Source organism: Brevundimonas vesicularis, assembly GCF_027886425.1.
In the GTDB taxonomy this organism is placed as follows: Bacteria; Pseudomonadota; Alphaproteobacteria; order Caulobacterales; family Caulobacteraceae; genus Brevundimonas; species Brevundimonas vesicularis_C.
The window spans coordinates 2374395-2392228 of sequence record NZ_CP115671.1 but is presented as its reverse complement, the minus strand read 5'-3'; the positions used below and the strand labels follow the sequence as shown (position 1 = coordinate 2392228).

Here is a 17834-nt window from a genome sequence, read left to right as displayed (position 1 = left end):
CCCCGACGATGGCTCAGCGTTGCAACTGAAAGCCATCATCGAGAAACGTCAAGATTGCGCACATTCTCGTTGCGCGAAATCTAATCCGAGTTGGACGAAGTCCAACTCTGCCGCTTTCGCTTTAGTTGACCGTCGCCTTGACGATCTTGCCGGGGCTGCGCGGCGGCTCGCCCTTGGGCAGGGCGTCGACGTGTTCCATGCCCGATTCGACCTGGCCCCAGACGGTGTATTGGCGATCCAGGAAGGTGGCGTCGTCGAAGACGATGAAGAACTGAGAGTTGGCGCTGTTGGGGTCTGACGTGCGGGCCATCGAGCAGACGCCGCGCACGTGCGGCTCGGCCGAGAACTCGGCCTTCAGGTTCGGCTTCTTGGAGCCCGAGGTGCCGGTGCCGGTCGGATCGCCGCCCTGGGCCATGAAGCCCGGGATCACGCGGTGGAAGACCACGCCGTCGTAGAAGCCTTCCTTGGCCAGCTCTGTGATGCGTTCGACGTGGCCGGGGGCCAGGTCGGGGCGCAGCTTGATAACCACGTCGCGGGCTTCGCCGTCGCCGGTGTCCAGGGTGAAGGTCAGGGTGTCGGCCATGTCGGTCGTCCTCTTTGGGTTGATTTGAGGCGGGACATAGCCCGCAACGCCGGTCGGGGCTATGTGGGAACGATGAGCGAAGACGAAAAGCCCCAAGAGCGCCGCCGGATGGTGAAACCGCCCACCGGCGGAACCGCCGCCGGACGCGGCATGGGCACCAAGATGAAGACGGCCGACACCAAGTCGATGTCGAGCCAGCAATGGATCAAACGCCAGCTGTCGGACAAATGGTCTGAAAAGGCGCGGGCCGAAGGCTGGCGCTCGCGCGCGGCCTTCAAGCTGATCGAGATCGACGACAAGTTCCGGCTGATCAAGCGCGGGTCAAAGGTCATCGACCTGGGCGCGGCGCCCGGCGGCTGGGTCCAGGTGGCGTTAAACCGGGGGGCGGGCGCGGTGGCGGGCGTCGACCTGCTGATGATCGCGCCGATCCCGGGCGCGACCCTGCTTCAGGCCGATTTCACCCATCCGGGTGTGGACCAGCAGCTGATCGACGCCATCGGCGGGGCGCCGGACCTGGTGCTGTCGGACATGGCGCACAATACGGTCGGACATCGCCAGACGGACCATTTGAAGATCATCGCGCTGATCGAGATCGCCGCCGACTTCGCCATCCGCACGCTGCGGCCCGGCGGAAATTTCGTCTCCAAGAACTTCCAGGGCGGGGACGCGGGCGGGGTTCTGGCGCGGCTGCGCGAGGAGTTCGAGACGGTGAAATACGTCAAGCCGGCGTCGAGCCGGAAGGACAGCGCCGAGGTGTTTCTGGTCGCGCTGAACAAGCGCTGACGCGTCAGGCGGCGGCTGCGCTCGCGCGGGCTCTGCGATCTTCCAGGCGCGACCAGATGCGGTCGTGCAGGGCGAAGAAGAGCGTTTGCACCAGAGGCTCGACCATGCCGATGGTCAGCGCCGTGCGGATGTCGTTGGTCAGGGCGTAGGCCACGGCGACCGCCACGGCGAAATGCATGACGCCGTAGGTGACGGTCTTCAGCGCGATCTGTTTGAACGACCGGGGCAGGGTGTGGCTGTGGCCGTGATGAGCGTCGTGCGAGCGGCGCTGTTCCTCGGGCGACATGATGTCGAGGCGGGCGGTGAAGGCCTCTGTCGCCTCCTCGATATTGGAGGCCATGCGACGCCGCTCGACCTTGTGCCAGATGCGGTCGTGGACGGTGTAGGCGATGGTCTGAAAGATCGGCTCGACCATGCCGACGGCCAGGGCGATGCGCCAGTCGCGAGTGATGGCGAAGGCGACCAGGATGGCGACGATCAGGTGCATGACGCCATAGCTGGCGATCTTCAGAGCCAGTTTGCGCGCGGTGCTGAGGATGACGCCGACCATGCGGAGAGAATGGTGAGCGGCCCTGCGGGTTGCAAAGCAATAAAATCTATCAGGCCTATAACCGCAATCGGCCTTGCCCCCGACCCCCGCATCCCGTTATACGCGGCCCGCAAAACGGAGACTCCCTATGGAGATACGCGAAGGACTGACCTTCGACGATGTTTTGCTGGAACCCGGCGCATCCGAGTTCATGCCGGCGATGGTCGATGTCTCGACCCAGCTGACGCGCGACATCAAACTGAACATCCCGCTGCTGTCGTCCGCCATGGACACGGTGACGGAAAGCCGTCTGGCCATCGCCATGGCCCAGTCCGGCGGTCTGGGCGTTCTGCACCGCAACATGACCATCGAGGAGCAGGCCGACGAGGTCCGCGCCGTCAAACGCTATGAGAGCGGGATGGTAGTCAATCCGGTGACGGTCGGCCCGCAGACGACGCTGGGCGAAGTGCGCGAGATCGTGGCGCGCAAGAAGATCACCGGCTTCCCCGTCGTGGATCCGGCGACGGGCAAGCTGGTCGGCATGCTGACCCACCGCGACATGCGCTTCGAGAGCGACCTGAACGTCACCGCCGCCTCGCTGATGACCACGGGCGACCTGATCACGGTCCGCGAGGGCGCCAGCCGCGATGAAGCGCGCGAGTTGCTGAAGACCCGCAAGATCGAACGCGTCATCGTGGTGGATGAGGATTATCGGGCCGTCGGCCTGATCACCATGAAGGACATCGAGAAGGCCCAGGCCTTCCCCCACGCGGCCAAGGACGACCAGGGGCGTCTGCTGGTCGGGGCGGCTTCGACGGTCGGCGACGCCGGCTACGAGCGGGCGATGGCTCTGGCCGAAGCGGGTTGCGACGTGGTCGTGATCGACACCGCCCACGGTCACTCGGCCTCGGTCGCCCAGGTGGTCGAGCGGATCAAGCGCGAGAACAACCGGCTACAGATCATCGCCGGCAATGTCGCGACCTATGATGCGACGCGGGCCCTGATCGACGCAGGCGCGGATGCGGTGAAGGTGGGCATCGGTCCCGGCTCCATCTGCACCACCCGCATAGTCGCCGGCGTGGGCGTGCCGCAGCTGACGGCGGTGATGGACGCCGCGCGCGCGGCCAGGGGCACGGGCGCCTCGGTCATCGCGGACGGGGGCATCAAATACTCGGGCGACCTGGCCAAGGCCATCGCGGCCGGCGCCAACGTGGCCATGATGGGCTCGATGTTCGCCGGCACCGACGAAAGCCCCGGCGAGGTCTTCCTGTACCAGGGCCGCAGCTACAAGTCGTATCGCGGCATGGGCTCGGTGGGGGCCATGGCGCGCGGCTCGGCGGACCGGTATTTCCAGAAGGAAGTCTCGTCCGAGAAGCTGGTGCCCGAGGGCATCGAGGGTCAGACGCCCTATAAGGGCCCGATCAGCCCGGTTCTGCACCAGATGGTCGGCGGTCTTCGTGCCTCCATGGGCTATGTCGGCGCCGGCACCATTCCTGAGTTCCAGGAGCGCGCCCGTTTCGTGCGCATCACCGGTGCGGGTCTGCGTGAAAGCCACGTCCACGACGTGATGATCACGCGTGAAGCACCCAACTATCGGCAGGGGTAGGCGACCATGACGACCGAACTCACCTATCTGGCCCTGACGCTGATCCTCGCCCTGGTTCAGATCTTCCTGCCCGCCGGGGCGCGGACGGCCGAGTTCGGCTCGAAATGGAATGCGGGTCCGCGCGACGAGACGCCGGAGGCGAAGAAGCCGCTGACCGGCCGTCTCGAACGCGCCCAGGCCAATCTGTACGAAACCCTGCCGCTGTTCATCGGCGCGGTGCTGATCGCTCACGTCATCGGCGCGTCCAGCGCCCTGACGGTGTGGGGCGCGGCGCTCTATTTCTGGGCGCGGGTCTTCTATGTGCCGCTCTACGCCTTCGGCGTTCCCTATATCCGGTCGCTGGTCTGGGTGGTCTCGCTTGCGGGACTGGTCATGGTCCTGGCGTCCCTGTTCTTCGTTTGAAAGCCTGAATTGACCCCAGCCGCTCGCCTAGCCGCCGCCGCCTCCGTCCTGGACTCCATCGCCCAAGGCCGCCAACCGGCCGAGGCCGTCATGAAGGCCTGGGGCACGGCCAACCGCTACGCCGGGTCCAAGGACCGGCGCGCCATCGCCGATAGGGTCTATAAGGTGCTGCGCGCGCGCGGCCGCCTGTCGTGGATCATGGGCGGGCGTGAAGACGGTCGGGCTCTGGTCATCGGTTCGCTGCACGCCATCGACGGCCTGTCCTTGGAAGAGATCGAGGCCCTGCATTCCGGTGACGGCTATGGTCCGCGCCCGCTGTCCAAACAGGAGCGCAGCCGCATCACGGCCGGTCAGGGCGAACTGCCGGGCTGGGTCGCCGCCGGCCTGCCCGAGTTCGTGGTCGAGGATTTCAAGGCCACCTTCGGCGACCGCTGGGCCGAGGAAGCCCACGCCCTGATGGCGCCGCGCGCGCCGATCGACCTGCGCGTCAATGATGCGGCCGCCACGGTCGATGAGGTCGAGGCCGAACTGAAGGCCGCAGGGCTGGACGTGTCGCGCACGCCCTGGTCGGCCGTCGGCCTGCGCGTGCCGTCGGAACCGCCGCCCAACATCCAGGCGCTGGAAGGCTTCAAGGCCGGTCGGTTCGAAATCCAAGACGAAGGCAGCCAGGTGGTTTGCTGGCTGGCGGGCGCCGCACCCGGCATGACGGTGGTGGATTACTGCGCCGGCGGCGGCGGCAAGACGCTGGGTCTGGCGCAGGCCATGTCCGCACAGGGCAAGCTGGTCGCGTCAGATGTCGTGAACAAGCGTCTGGAGAACATCCGCCCGCGTCTACAACGCGCGGGCGTCGAGGCGGATCTGGTCCTGATCGGTCAGAACGGCGGCGGTCTGGAAGACCTGAACGGGCAGGCCGATCTGGTCTTCGTCGATGCGCCCTGTTCGGGATCTGGCACCTGGCGTCGTCGGCCCGAGGATGCTTGGCGGCTGACAGCCGAGGAGGTCGAAAAGCTGCACGGCTTGCAGGTGCGTATTTTGAGCCAGGCGACCAAGCTGGTTAAGCCGGGCGGTCGTCTGGTCTATGTCACCTGCTCGATGCTGGCGCGCGAGAACGAGGCCAGCGTGGACGCCTTCGAGGCCGCCAATCCCGACTTCCGCCCGGTCGCCGTCGCCGATGTCCTGTCGGCGCCGCAACTGACCGAGGCGGCTCAGGCGAAGTTCGCCGAGCTGGCGTCCGGGGCGCGCCTTCGGCTGTCGCCAGCCTCGGCCGACACCGACGGATTCTTCGCCGCCGTCTACGAGCGCGCGGCATGAAGCTGGCGCGGCATGGCGGGGTTTCGCTGCTCTACGTCATGGCCGCGCCTGCGGAATACGGCCTGCACCTTCAGGCCCGGATCACGCCGCTGATGACCGGCGTCGGTCCGGTGGAGGCCGCCGTGAGCCTGGGCGCCGCCCTGGCGCGGCTGGAAGCGGCGAACGATCTGCCGGATCTGATCGTATCGGTGGGCTCGTGCGGGTCGCGGGTGTTGGAGCATGCGGCGGTTTATCAGGCCTCGTCCGTCGCCTATCGCGACATGGACGCCAGCCCGCTCGGTTTTCCGAAGGGCGTGACGCCGTTGCTGGACCAGCCCGCCGTCCTGTCTTTGCCTTGCCCGATCCCCGGCGTGCCGACGGCCTCCCTTTCTACGGGTGCGAATGTCGTCTCCGGCGCCGCCTATGACGCCATCGACGCCGAGATGGTGGACATGGAGACCTGGGCCCTGGTCCGCGCCGCCCAGACCTTCGGTGTGCCCCTGATCGCCCTGCGCGGCGTGTCGGACGGTCGCGCCGAGTTGAAGGCGTTGGAGGACTGGACCTCGACCCTGCATCATGTGGACGAGACCCTGGCCGTCGCCCTGGATCGCTTGATCGCCCTGCTGGAGGCCGACGGCCCCGCCGCTCTTGAGCTCCCCGCCCTTGAAATATCGGCCCCGCCCGGCCAAGACCCCGCCCATCTTCCTGCCCCGGATTCGATCACGTCATGACCACGCCGCAAGACCACCAAAAGGTCCTCATCGTCGACTTCGGCAGCCAGGTGACGCAGTTGATCGCGCGGCGCCTGCGCGAGGCCAGCGTCTATTGCGAGATCCATCCGTTCCGGAAGGCCGAGGCAGCTCTGACGGCCATGAACCCGGCGGCCATCATCCTGTCGGGCGGTCCCGAGAGCGTGCATGAAGAGGGCAGTCCCCGCGCGCCGCAGGGCGTGTTCGAGGCCGGCGTGCCGGTGCTGGGCATCTGTTACGGCGAGATGACGATGTGCGAGCAACTGGGCGGCAAGGTCGAGGGCGGCCATACCCGCGAGTTCGGCCGCGCCGAGATCACGGTTCAGAAGACCTCGCCCCTGCTGGCCGACCTGGCCCCCGTCGGCGAGAACGAAGAGGTCTGGATGAGCCATGGCGACAAGATCGTCGCCATTCCGCAAGGCTTCGACGTGGTCGCCTCGTCCGAGGGGTCACCCTATGCGGTGATCGCCGACGAGGCCCGTCGCTTCTACGGTGTGCAGTTCCACCCCGAGGTGATGCACACACCGCGCGGCCATCAGATGCTGAAGAACTTCACCCACGGGATCGCGGGCTTGAAGGGCGACTGGACCATGGCCGCCTATCGCGACGAAAAGATCGCCCAAATCCGCGAACAAGTCGGCGACGCCAAGGTGATCTGTGGCCTGTCGGGCGGCGTTGACTCCTCGGTCGCCGCCGTTCTGATCCATGAGGCCATCGGGGATCAACTGACTTGCGTCTTTGTCGACACCGGCTTGTTGAGGAAGGACGAGGCCGCCCAGGTCACGACCCTGTTCCGCGAGCACTACAATATCCCGCTGGTGCATGTTGATGCGTCGAAGGAATTCCTGAGCGAGCTGGCCGGGATTTCGGACCCCGAAACCAAGCGCAAGACCATCGGCCGGCTGTTCATCGAGGTGTTCGATCGCGAGTCCGCCAAGATCGAGGGCGCCGAATTCCTGGCGCAAGGCACCCTCTATCCGGACGTGATCGAAAGCGTCTCCTCTTCCAGCGGCAAGGCCCACGTCATCAAGAGCCACCACAACGTCGGCGGCCTGCCGGACTATATGAAACTCAAACTGGTCGAGCCTCTGCGCGAACTATTCAAGGACGAGGTTCGCGCCTTGGGCCGCGAACTGGGGCTCAGCAACGCCTTCGTCGGCCGCCATCCGTTCCCCGGACCGGGCCTGGCCATCCGCATCCCCGGCGAGATCACGCCGGATGCCGTCGAGACCCTGCAACAGGCCGACGCCATCTATCTAGATGAAATCCGCAAGGCGGGCCTCTACGACGAGATCTGGCAGGCCTTCGCCGTGCTGCTGCCGGTCAAGACCGTCGGCGTCATGGGCGACGCCCGCACCTATGAAAAGGTCCTGGCCCTGCGCGCCGTCTCCTCCACCGACGGCATGACCGCAGACTTCTACCAGTTCCCCTGGGACGTCCTCTCCAAGACCGCCACCCGCATCATCAACGAGGTGCGCGGCGTCAACCGCGTCGTCTACGACGTGACGTCCAAGCCGCCCGGGACGATCGAGTGGGAATAGGGCAGGACGTCCGTCGGTTCTTTCAAGTGGCAGGTATTCTTCGAAACCGCACAGTGCGCCGGCGTGCAGGTTGCACCTACTTTCCCGCTTAACCCACGCTCTTCGACGAGATTACAAATCCGCTACCAGGATCGTCGCCTGCTTGCGAGTCGCGGCCAAATATGACTAAACAGGAATGACACCGGTAGCAGTCAAACGGCTAACTCGTTTTGACACCGGTGTTTCCCGTCAGCAGCGGGAGGCGTGAACGAGGGCGTTCGATCCTTGATGCGCAACACTTGGGAGGAGAGACTAGAATGATCCAACGCCACAAATTTGCGCGCCACGCCCTGGTCGCCACCGCGTCGCTGGGAGCCCTAGCTCTCGCCATGATGGCGCATGACGCCGCCGCTCAAACGGTCGAGGTCGCTGCGCCTCAGACGGATGACGCTGCAGAAGTCGATGATATCGTCGTCACGGGCTTCCGGGCCAGCCTTCAGAACTCCTTGAACATCAAACGCCGCGAAGCTGGCGTCGTCGACGCCATTTCAGCTGAGGACATCGCGGATTTCCCCGACACCAATCTGGCCGAGTCGATCCAGCGCATTCCCGGCGTCTCGATCGACCGCGATGCGGGCGAGGGCCGGTCGATCACCGTCCGCGGGCTCAGCTCGGAATTTACCCGCACGCGGATCAACGGCATCGAGGCCCAGGCATCGACCGGCGCCACCGACTCGTCGGGCGGGGTGAATCGCGGTCGTGGCTTTGACTTCAACGTCTTCGCCTCAGAGCTCTTTAACAATATCACGGTGCGCAAGACCGCCTCGGCCGAGACGGAAGAGGGGTCGCTGGGGGCGACCGTCGATTTGCGCACCAGCCGTCCATTCGACAAGATGGGCTTCCAGGGCGCGCTGTCTGGCCAGTACGGCTACAACGATCTGTCGCAGGACTGGAGCCCGCGCTTCGCCGGTCTGATTTCGAACACCTGGGCGGATGACCAGATCGGCGCTCTGTTCTCGATCGCCTACAGCGAGCGCGACAGTCTGGAGGAAGGTTTCAGCTCGGTGCGCTGGGGACCTGCCAGCGCCGACGGCGGTTTCCAGAATGGCGCTGTCCTGCCGAACGCCGCGCGCACCTACCACCCTCGCATCCCGCGCTATGGCAGCCTGGAGCACAGCCAGGAACGTCTGGGCGCGACGCTGTCGGTGCAAGCCCGGCCCGGCAACGGTCCGACCCTGTTCACGATGGACATGCTGTACTCGAAGCTGGATTCGACGCGCAGCGAAAACTTCCTGCAAGCCTGGTCGCTCAGCCGTGGCGCCGATCAGGGCGGCAAGCCGCAGGTCGACATCATGAGCTTTGAGATCGATCCCGACACGGGCGAGATGATCTATGCCCAGCTCGACGACATGGACATCCGCAGCGAGCAGCGGTTCGACGAGCTGGAGACCGAATTCAAGCAGATGACCTTTGGGGTCGAGCACGAGTTTTCGGATCGGCTGCGGTTCGACGGCTTGATCGGTCGCGCGGAATCCAGCTTCGCCAACCCGGTCCAGGTCAGCGCCATCATCGATCGCCAGAACGTCGACGGCTATTCCTATGACTTCCGTCAGAACCGCAATCTGCCGGCGATCAACTGGGGCTTCAATGTCGCCGACCCCACACAGTGGAGCGTCGTCGGGCCTACGGGCGCCCAGCCCCGCTCGGAGCTGCGCATCAGTTCGAACTTCCAGGAAAACGTCTATACGACGGGTGAGGCCAACTTCGCCTTCGACGTAAGCGATTGGCTCACACTGAAAGCGGGCGTCAGCCGCAAGGAATACGAGTCGAGCAGCCGCGCCTTCGCGCGCCCAAACAACGCCAACGGTTCGCCAGCGCTGCCGGCGGGCACGAGCATGGCTTCGGTCACCAATTTGCTGAGCGGGTTCGGTCGCAATCTCGATCTACCGTCAGGCGCTGCGACCAGCTGGGTTCGGCCGGATTTGGCTGCGTTGCAAACAGTCTGGAACTACAACTGCAACTGCGACACGGGCGTAGCAGGCGGTGATTTCAGACTGATCGGCCTGAACGGCAATCCGTCCACCTATGGCAACTGGCGTGACGTGACCGAGACCGACACCGGCGCCTATGTGCAGGCCGACTGGGACACGGAAATCATGGGTGTGCCCTTCCGAGGCAACGTCGGTGTGCGTCAGGTCAAGACCGAGGTCGACGCCTTGGGTTATTCGAACGTCGGTGGTGTTGCGACGCCGGTCCGGGGCGAGAACGAATACGACGACACCCTACCGTCGCTGAACGTGTCGATCGAGCCGATGAAGGATTTGATCGTGCGTTTGGGCGCCGCCAAGGTCATGGCGCGACCGCCTGTCACGAGTCTGGTTCCGGTCTTCACGCTGAGTGCAGCCGGGGCGGCGACGAATACGGCGTCGCTGGGCAATGTCGAGTTGGAACCCTATCGGGCGACGACCTACGACCTGTCGGTTGAATATTACTTCGCGCCTGAAGCTCTGCTGTCCTTCGCCTACTTCTACAAGGACATCTCGACCTATGTGCAGACGACCACCGAACCGCTGTCGTACAGCCAACTGACGGCCTTGAACCCTGTGGCCTTCCCGGCGGGCGGTCGTCCTGCCGGCGACATCTATCAGTTCAGCACGCCCACAAACACGCCGGGCGGCCCGCTGAAAGGCTTCGAGATCAGCTATCAGCAGACGTTCTCCTTCCTGCCCAGCCTGCTGTCGAATATCGGTACGCAGCTGAACTACACGCACGTTGAATCCGAGATTCAGTACTGCGTCACCGCAACCTGCGCGGCCTTCGTGACAGCGGACCTAGTCAATCTGTCGCCAAACGCCTGGAACGCGACGCTGTATTATGACGACGGCAAATTCAATGCGCGTGTGTCGGCGGCCTATCGCGACACCTATTTCCAGAACGTGCCGGGTTCAAACGGCGCCACGGGCCTGATCCCGTATCAGGGCAAGACCGAAACCACGACGATCGACGCTTCAGCATCCTATAACCTGACCGATAACCTCAGTGTTTCTGTCGAGGGGCTGAATTTGACCGACGAAGCCAACCGTCAGAACCACGGCGACATCGGCCTGCCGCGTGACAGCACCTATGTCTATCACCACACTGGCCGCCAGGTTTACATTGGCGCGCGGTATCGCTTCTGATCCCAACAGATCGGCGAGATAAGACAGGCGGCGTCGGTATAACCGGCGCCGCCTTTCTTTTGACATCGGCCGAACTGCGCGACGCGGCGAGAGAATTTTCGCCTGCTGACTAGTTGCCTTGGCGGAAGTCGAACCTTTGGTTTGCGACGAAATCTTCCCAGGCGCTGCGCGTGGCGAAGTCCAGGCCGCGATCCCACGCCGATCCCATGTAGTAGGTGAACGACTGACCCGGCGTGACCCGCACCAGGATCAGATAGTTGTCGGCGTCTTCGGTGAAGCCTTCGACCGTTGCGGGATCAACCGCCAGAGCGATGCCGAGCGAGCCATGCTCGGGGTTTTCAGGCTCCCAGAACATCAGACGCCCGTGTGCGGCGTCGTGCGTGACGAAGCCTCGTCCGTTGTCGTTGCTGCGCTTCGAAATGCCGATCGCGACGATCAGCGGTGCGTCGGAGTTCGAGGTCAGAGTGGAAGTCATTCGCGTAAAGTTGGAGCCTAACGGAAGGCTGAACTCACGCCTTTCTGAAACCGTGCGCACGACGTCGACAGGCCAAGGACGGTAGGTCACGCTAAACCGCGCCTCATCGCCGCCGGTTTTGTCGATCTGGTAGGTGGAGAAGTTGCGACTGATCCAGAGCTTGTTGTCGTACCAGATGCCCAGACCCCCGGCGCCTCTGCCGCGTCCCACATCGTAATAATCCAGGCCTTCACCGCGATCGACGTGATAGTTCGGGAACTTCAACTGGCGGTCCATGAAGGGATAGCGGACACGTTTGGCCCACACATCGATGCCCGAGCCAGAGGGCGCCTCGCGCGCTTCAAGCGTGGGACCGTAAATGCGATGAGCGACGCGATCGTTTTCCCATAGCAGATCATCCAAACGATCCGGCGCGAAGCGGGCGACGGCGCGCGGTCGCCGCTGATCTTCCGGCGGCGGCTCCAGCGGTTCGATGGTCGAGGGTCGATTCAGAGCGGATGGATCGTAGGAGAGCGCCGAGGTCGCACGCATTTCGGCGTCTCGGCGGCGTATTTCTTCGGCGCCGACGACCGTCACGGGGGCGGGCGGGACAGGTGTGGTCGCAGCGATCACTTCGGCCGTGTCGCGCGTGGGTTCCGCCAATGGCAGAGAGCGAACTGGGTCATTCAGCGACGCGACTTCCAGCCCGGCCAGAATATAGGTCCCTGAAGCATAGAGGCCGACGTCCTCAGGGTCGGTCGACACGGGCTGATCGCCGGTCTTCTGCGCTGCGCCCACCAAGCCGTTCGCAAGGACATGGCGGTTCAGGCCGGCCCACCCCTTCAACACATGCGGCAGGTAGGTGTCGCGATCCAAAAGGCCGTGATTGATCCCCCAGGCCAGGGCGTAGACATAGAAGACCGAGCCTGAGGTTTCAGCCTCGGGATAGGCTTCGGGGTCCAGAAGGCTGGCGCGCCACAGTCCGTCCTCCTGCTGAAGTCCTGCGACCCTGCCGGCCATCTTCTGGAAGAGATCGACATAGAAGGCGCGGCCGGCGAAATCGGCTGGCACGGACTCCAGCCATCTTACTAAACCGCCGATGACCCAGCCATTGGCTCGCGACCAGTAGATTCGGTCGCCGTCAGCGTCACGATGGTTCTCGTCCTTGAACCGTTCGTCGCGCAGGAACAGCTTTTCGTCCTCGACCCACAGCCGCGCCGCTGTGCGTCGCCATTCCTTATCTGCGGCGTTCAGATATTTTGGATCGCCCGTGATCGCGGTCATCCGGGCGAAGACCGGGGGCGCCATATAGAGGGCGTCGGCCCACCACCAGACGAGCGCGGGTGTGTCTTCCGCCCGGGCCAGATAGGGGACCTGCCAGTCCAGCCGCTGACGCAGCGGCATCAGCACGCCCTCCTGTCCACGACGCGCGTATAGTTCTTCGTAGAGATCGCCGATCGCGATATCGTCGGCGTTCAGCATCGTCTTGCCCGACCGCGCGCCACGTACACTGTAGTTGTAGTGATCGGCCACGGCGCTCAAGAAACGCAGCGTCCGCGTATCGTCCGACACGCGCGCAAGCCGCGAAGCGCCGACGTAAAAGGTGGCTGCGACCCAGTTCGACGACATCTGCGTCAGGTTGCTGCCCGTCGATAAGGCGAGCGGCTCGGCGGCCATGGCTGCGATTTGCGAGGAGGCGACATATTCGACAGCCGCCATCGTGCTCTCGCGAGACGGCACGCCTGCCACTTCGGTGTATAGCGCGGGGCGGTCGCGTTGAGCCAGCCATTCAGCCTCGACGCCCGGCGGCAAGGCTGCGACCGTTTGCGCTAGAACGGGGCCGGACATGGCGGCCGAGCTCATAAGGACTGAAATCAAGCCAAGGCAGGGTCGGGTTGGCAGGGCCATGTTTTCCTCCGGCGCTGCTCCGGGCGGCGCATGATGGTTGGTGGCCCACTTGGATAGCGAGCCGCAACGTAACCGGTGTCAATTTGTGACGATCAGCTGTTGGTATCTCTTGCCAGTCTTATATCGTCCACTATTGTGAGACGAAAGAACAGAATGTGGGAAATCTAGATGCGCGCCGATCGCCGCACGCTGCTGCAACTGGGGGTCGTCAGCGCCTTGACTCCAGCGACGCCGGCGTTTGCGCAGTCTAGCCGTTTGCGCACGTTCGACGCGTCCGACTATGGCGCGGTGGGTGACGGGGTCGCCATCAACACGCGTCCTATCCAGGCCGCCATCGACGCAGCGGCAGGGCAGGGCGGAGGGGTCGTGGTCCTGAAGCCCGGTCTGTACCTGTCAGGCTCGTTATTCGTGAAGTCGGGGGTGACCCTGTCGATCGAACGCGGCGCCACCCTGCGCGGCGTTCGGGATCTGGCCGCCTATCCGATGGTTCGCACGCGTATTGCAGGCGTTGAGATGGACTGGCCCGCCGGCTTGCTGAATGTCTATCAGCAACAGAACGCCAAGATCACGGGTGAGGGTCTTGTCGATGGCGACGGCAAGGTCTTCTGGGACTCCTATTGGGCGCTGCGACGCGATTATGATCCGCGCGATCTGCGATGGGCTGCCGACTACGACTGCCGCCGTCCGCGTCTGATCCACGTTTACGATTCACAGCAGGTCGAGGTTTCCGGTCTGAACCTGGCGCGATCCGGGTTCTGGACCGTCCACGTCTGCTATTCGCGGGACGTGAAGGTCGCCGACCTGATCATCAGGAATAACATCGGCGGACGCGGCCCTTCGACGGACGGCATCGACATCGACTCATCGGAGCGGGTGTTGGTCGAGAGATGCGACCTGTCGGTCAACGACGACGCGATCTGCATCAAGGCCGGACGCGACTGGGACGGGCTGCGGGTAGCCCGGGCGTGCCGTCAGGTGAAGATTCGCGACTGCATCGTCCGTGACGCCCTCGCCGGGATGACCTTCGGATCGGAGACATCTGGCGGATTTGACGACATCGAAGTCTCTGGGCTGAGGATCGAGTATCCGGTGCCGCTGGGGATCTTCTTCAAATCAGGCCACACACGCGGCGGCGTGATCTCCAACATCCGCCTGCGCGACATCCATCTGCAGGACGTGCGCACATTGATGCAGGTGAACCTGAACTGGTACCCAAACTACAGCTACGCCCAGATCCCGGACGGCATCGCGGACGTGCCGGATTACTGGCGCGCGCTCGCCACGCCCGTGCCGCGCGAACAGGGCATTCCCCGTATCCACAATGTTCGCCTGTCGAACATCAAGGCCGTCGGCGGCAAAGTCGGATTCGCCGCCGCCGCCTATCCTGAAGCGCCGCTGAAAGACTTCATTTTCGAACGGTTGGACTGGGATGTGCAGGATGCGGGCACCATCGCCAATGCCGAGAACTGGCGCTTCCGCGACTGCAACATCGACACCCTGGACGGCCAAGGCCCCAAGGTGACCGAGTCGTCCGGCGTCACTGGCCTGCGATTCAGACAAGCATGAAAAACCAAAAAAGTTTTGGGAGTTAGCGCGATGAAAATCCCTTCCGCCTGTTCGATCCTGGCATTTGGCGCGGTCGCGCTTGTGGGGGGCGTTTCCGGCGCCGCCCAGGCTGAAGTCCTGCGGCTGAACACGCCGGCGGTGGGCCTCACCAGCGACAGGATCGGCGCCTTGCCCGACGCGGAGCGTGGTCCTTGGGCCGAGTATCTGGCACGCTCTCAAGCCCAGCATCTGGCCGACCGCGCTGCGCTCGCGGCCGAGCTTCCCGCCGGAGTTGCTCCGCCGCCGCCGCCCAAGGCCGTCGGACCCGCCCACTATAACATGCCGCTGGACCGGCCTGCCGAATGGTACGCCACAGCCGAAGCCCGGGCGGTCGCGGATGCGATCGTCAGTTTCCAGACGCCCGCCGGCGGATGGAGCAAAAACCAGGATCGCAGCATTGCGCGCCTGCCGGGTCAGCGGTTCTCCAACGATGCCGAAACCATGGAGCAGAACCCGGCGAACTTCGATGCGCCGGCGGATCGCTTCTGGACCTTCGTCGGCACGTTGGACAACGAGGCGACGTGGTCGGAAATGCGTTTTCTGGCCAAGGTCGCCGCGCACGCGTCCGGACGCGACGGCGACGCCTGGCGCGCCAGCGTGATCCGAGGCGTGCGGTATCTTCTGAACGCGCAGTATCCCAATGGCGGCTGGCCTCAGATCTGGCCGCTTGAAGGCGGCTTCCACGACTCAATCACATTCAATGACAATGCGGTGGCGAACGCGGCCATGCTGCTTCGTGATGTCGCCCATGGCGCTGAGGGCTTCGACTTCGTGCCGGCTGAGCTGGAGACACGGGCGGCCGAGGCGACCCGGAAGGCGATCGAGGTGATCCTCGCGGCCCAGGTGCGTCAAGGGGATCGCCTGTTGGGCTGGCCACAGCAGGTCGAGCCCATGCGGCTGGTGCCAACAAGCGCTCGGAACTACGAGCCGCGATCCATCGCAAGCGGCGAAACAACCGATATCCTGATCTTCCTGATGGGCGAGGAGAACCCGTCGCCGGAGATCAAGGCCGCCGTTCGCGGCGCAGCCGAATGGCTTCGGGCGGTGCGTGTCTATGACAAGTCATTCGAAATGACCGACGACGGACGCAAGCTGATCGACAAGGCCGGTGCGGGTCCGATCTGGTCCCGCAACTACGATCTGGTGACCGGGCGTCCGATCTTCGGCGACAAGGATCAGACCATCCACGACGACGTCAATGAAATCTCTATCGGAAGGCGCAACGGCTATTCCTGGTGGATTTCATCGCCGCAGAAGGCGCTGGACCTCTACGCCGATTGGTCCAATCGGGCCGGGTGAATCCGGGACGCTGATCGGTATTGTCGACGCGGTCTGGCGGCGCGTCTGCAACATTGGTTTGTGAGCCACTAACGGTGAGAACGCGCCCCTGGCTCCGGCGCTATTGGGTCAGCACGGCGAAAGCCGGTGAACCATTTTCCGTTCAGACGGTTAGCCAAGCCAGACTTTACGGAGAGGGCTGGCATGAGCACCCATGGACTGAAGGATGCGGTCGTTCGACCGTTGCATTGGCTATTGCTGGCGTTTCCGATCGCGCTGTTCACCTTCGCCCTGTTCACCGACATCGCCTATCTGAAAACGGCAGAGGTCCAGTGGACGAACTTCTCCGCCTGGCTGATCACGGGAGCGCTGGTGTTCGGCGGTCTCGCTGGCCTGTTTTCGATCTTTGATTTCGTCGTCGGCCTGCGCCACGGGCGGTCACGGCGGGCGACGGTGCATCTGGTCGCGCTCGCGCTGGCCTGGGTGCTGGGTCTGGTGAACGCCTTCAAACACAGCCAGGACGCCTGGAGCTCTGTCGGAGCATTCGGTCTGATCCTGTCGATCCTCTGCACAATCCTGGTCCTGGTCGCCGGCTGGACCGCCTATGCCGCGCGGGAGAGCGTCCGATGAACAAGAACCTGCTCGCCGCCAGCGCCGCCACCGTGGCCATGGCCCTGACGGTCGCATCTTGCGGCAACGCCAGCGATCCGAAACTGAATCAGACTGGCGCGACGCCCGACCTGCCCAAAGTCAACGAAACGCTTGTGCCGCCGATGAAGATCAGCCCGCCGGCAGGCTGGAACGGCGAGACGCCGACGGTGCCGCAGGGCTTTACGATCACCGCCTTCGCCACGGATCTCAAAATTCCGCGTCAGATGCTGGTCCTGCCTAACGGCGACGTCCTGATCGCCGAGGGGCGCGGCGGCCATGCGCCCGCCATGCGGCCCAAGGATGTGATCGCCGGCGTCATCAAGAAGCAGGGCAATACCAAGATCAAAGGCGGCAACCGCATCACCCTGGTGCGTGACGCGAACAACGATGGCACGCCCGAACTGCGGACCGTTCTGGTGGACAACCTCGATGCGCCCTACGGCTTGGCCTATATCGACGGCTATCTCTATGTCGCCGAACAGGGTGCGCTGGTTCGCTTCGCCTTCCAGCCGGGCCAGACCGGCATCGCCACGCCCGCCGAGCGGGTGACGGAGCTGCCGTCGCGCATCAACCACCACTGGACCAAGTCCCTGACCGCCAGCGCGGACGGATCGAAGCTGTACGTCGGCACCGGCTCGAACTCCAATATCGGCGAGCGCGGCATGGCGGTCGAAGAAGAGCGCGCCACGGTGTGGGAGATCGACCGGGCGACCGGCGCACGGCGCACGATCGCCACCGGCATTCGCAATCCGACGGCGCTGGCCATCGAGCCCACGACCAATCTGTTGTGGTCGGTCGTCAATGAGCGGGACGAACTGGGGCCGCAACTGGTCCCGGACTATCTGACCCAGGTGCGGGACGGGGCCTTCTACGGCTGGCCCTACAGCTACTGGGGCCAGAACCGAGATCCGCGCGTGATGCCGCAGAACCCCGAGATGGTCGCCAAGGCCATTCGGCCGGACTACGCCCTGGGATCGCACGTCGCCGCCCTGGGCCTGGACTTCGCCCGCAATGGCGGCTTCGGCGGGTCGTTCGCCAATGGCGCCTTCATCGGCATGCACGGCAGTTGGAACCGCCAGGATCCGTCCGGCTACAAGGTTGTCTGGGTGCCGTTCAACGCCGGCCGTCCGGCGGGGCAGCCCGTCGATTTCGCCACCGGCTTCCTGAAAGACGGCAAGGCGCGCGGGCGTCCTGTCGGCGTCGCGTTCGATGGGAACAAGCGTGTGCTGTTCGTCGCCGACGACCTGTCGAACACGGTGTGGCGCATCGCGCCTGCGCGATAGGCCGGCTTTTTCCC

14 protein-coding genes are annotated in these 17834 nt (G+C 64.4%); 11 read left to right on the top strand and 3 right to left on the bottom strand.

Features of this window, described 5'->3' with window-relative positions:
- Positions 1-121: 121 nt before the first annotated feature.
- Positions 122-583, bottom strand: coding sequence for a peptidylprolyl isomerase (locus PFY01_RS12275; protein WP_017504078.1), 462 nt, complete (start codon positions 581-583; stop codon positions 122-124).
- Between the two features lie 72 nt (positions 584-655).
- Between PFY01_RS12275 and PFY01_RS12270 the strand changes: the two genes are divergently transcribed.
- The gene (locus tag PFY01_RS12270) at positions 656-1366 is read left to right on the top strand and encodes an RlmE family RNA methyltransferase (RefSeq protein WP_055753232.1); all 711 of its coding nucleotides are present in this window, start codon (positions 656-658) and stop codon (positions 1364-1366) included.
- Positions 1367-1370: 4 nt separating this feature from the next.
- Here the strand turns inward: PFY01_RS12270 and PFY01_RS12265 are convergent, their stop codons facing one another.
- A complete protein-coding gene (locus PFY01_RS12265) occupies positions 1371-1916 on the bottom strand; it encodes a DUF2061 domain-containing protein (protein WP_271041477.1) in 546 nt (181 codons plus the stop codon).
- A gap of 127 nt (positions 1917-2043) precedes the next feature.
- Here PFY01_RS12265 and guaB point away from each other — a divergent pair, with 127 nt between their 5' ends.
- From guaB to PFY01_RS12235, 6 genes are all read left to right on the top strand, one after another.
- Positions 2044-3501 (top strand): IMP dehydrogenase, encoded by a 1458-nt coding sequence (guaB, locus tag PFY01_RS12260; protein ID WP_271041476.1) that lies wholly within the window; start codon positions 2044-2046, stop codon positions 3499-3501.
- A 6-nt stretch (positions 3502-3507) separates the two neighbouring features.
- Complete coding sequence (locus tag PFY01_RS12255; RefSeq protein ID WP_271041475.1) at positions 3508-3903, top strand: MAPEG family protein; 396 nt, start codon at positions 3508-3510, stop codon at positions 3901-3903.
- A gap of 9 nt (positions 3904-3912) precedes the next feature.
- Positions 3913-5214: an RsmB/NOP family class I SAM-dependent RNA methyltransferase gene (locus PFY01_RS12250; RefSeq protein ID WP_271041474.1), complete on the top strand. Its 1302-nt coding sequence runs from the start codon at positions 3913-3915 to the stop codon at positions 5212-5214.
- On the top strand, positions 5211-5924 hold the full coding sequence (locus PFY01_RS12245; RefSeq protein ID WP_271041473.1) for a 5'-methylthioadenosine/S-adenosylhomocysteine nucleosidase: 714 nt from the start codon (positions 5211-5213) through the stop codon (positions 5922-5924). The genes PFY01_RS12250 and PFY01_RS12245 overlap by 4 nt, the downstream gene beginning before the upstream one ends.
- Complete coding sequence (gene guaA, locus PFY01_RS12240; protein ID WP_271041472.1) at positions 5921-7483, top strand: glutamine-hydrolyzing GMP synthase; 1563 nt, start codon at positions 5921-5923, stop codon at positions 7481-7483. Before PFY01_RS12245 ends, guaA begins: the two co-directional genes overlap by 4 nt.
- Before the next feature lie 296 nt (positions 7484-7779).
- Positions 7780-10641, top strand: coding sequence for a TonB-dependent receptor (locus tag PFY01_RS12235; RefSeq protein ID WP_271041471.1), 2862 nt, complete (start codon positions 7780-7782; stop codon positions 10639-10641).
- A gap of 109 nt (positions 10642-10750) precedes the next feature.
- Here the strand turns inward: PFY01_RS12235 and PFY01_RS12230 are convergent, their stop codons facing one another.
- On the bottom strand, positions 10751-12943 hold the full coding sequence (locus PFY01_RS12230) for a glycoside hydrolase family 88 protein (RefSeq protein ID WP_271041470.1): 2193 nt from the start codon (positions 12941-12943) through the stop codon (positions 10751-10753).
- Positions 12944-13171: 228 nt separating this feature from the next.
- On the opposite strand from PFY01_RS12230, the gene PFY01_RS12225 reads away from it, so the two are divergent.
- The 4 genes from PFY01_RS12225 to PFY01_RS12210 all read left to right on the top strand — a co-directional run bounded on the left by PFY01_RS12225 (position 13172) and on the right by PFY01_RS12210 (position 17820).
- Complete coding sequence (locus tag PFY01_RS12225; protein ID WP_271041469.1) at positions 13172-14569, top strand: glycoside hydrolase family 28 protein; 1398 nt, start codon at positions 13172-13174, stop codon at positions 14567-14569.
- A 30-nt stretch (positions 14570-14599) separates the two neighbouring features.
- A complete protein-coding gene (gene pelA, locus PFY01_RS12220) occupies positions 14600-15907 on the top strand; it encodes a pectate lyase (protein ID WP_271041468.1) in 1308 nt (435 codons plus the stop codon).
- Positions 15908-16090: 183 nt separating this feature from the next.
- Complete coding sequence (locus PFY01_RS12215; protein WP_066551114.1) at positions 16091-16516, top strand: DUF2231 domain-containing protein; 426 nt, start codon at positions 16091-16093, stop codon at positions 16514-16516.
- Between the two features lie 38 nt (positions 16517-16554).
- Positions 16555-17820 carry a PQQ-dependent sugar dehydrogenase gene (locus PFY01_RS12210; protein WP_420197073.1) on the top strand — a complete coding sequence of 422 codons (1266 nt, stop codon included), beginning with the start codon at positions 16555-16557 and terminating at the stop codon, positions 17818-17820.
- The last annotated feature ends 14 nt before the right edge of the window (positions 17821-17834 follow it).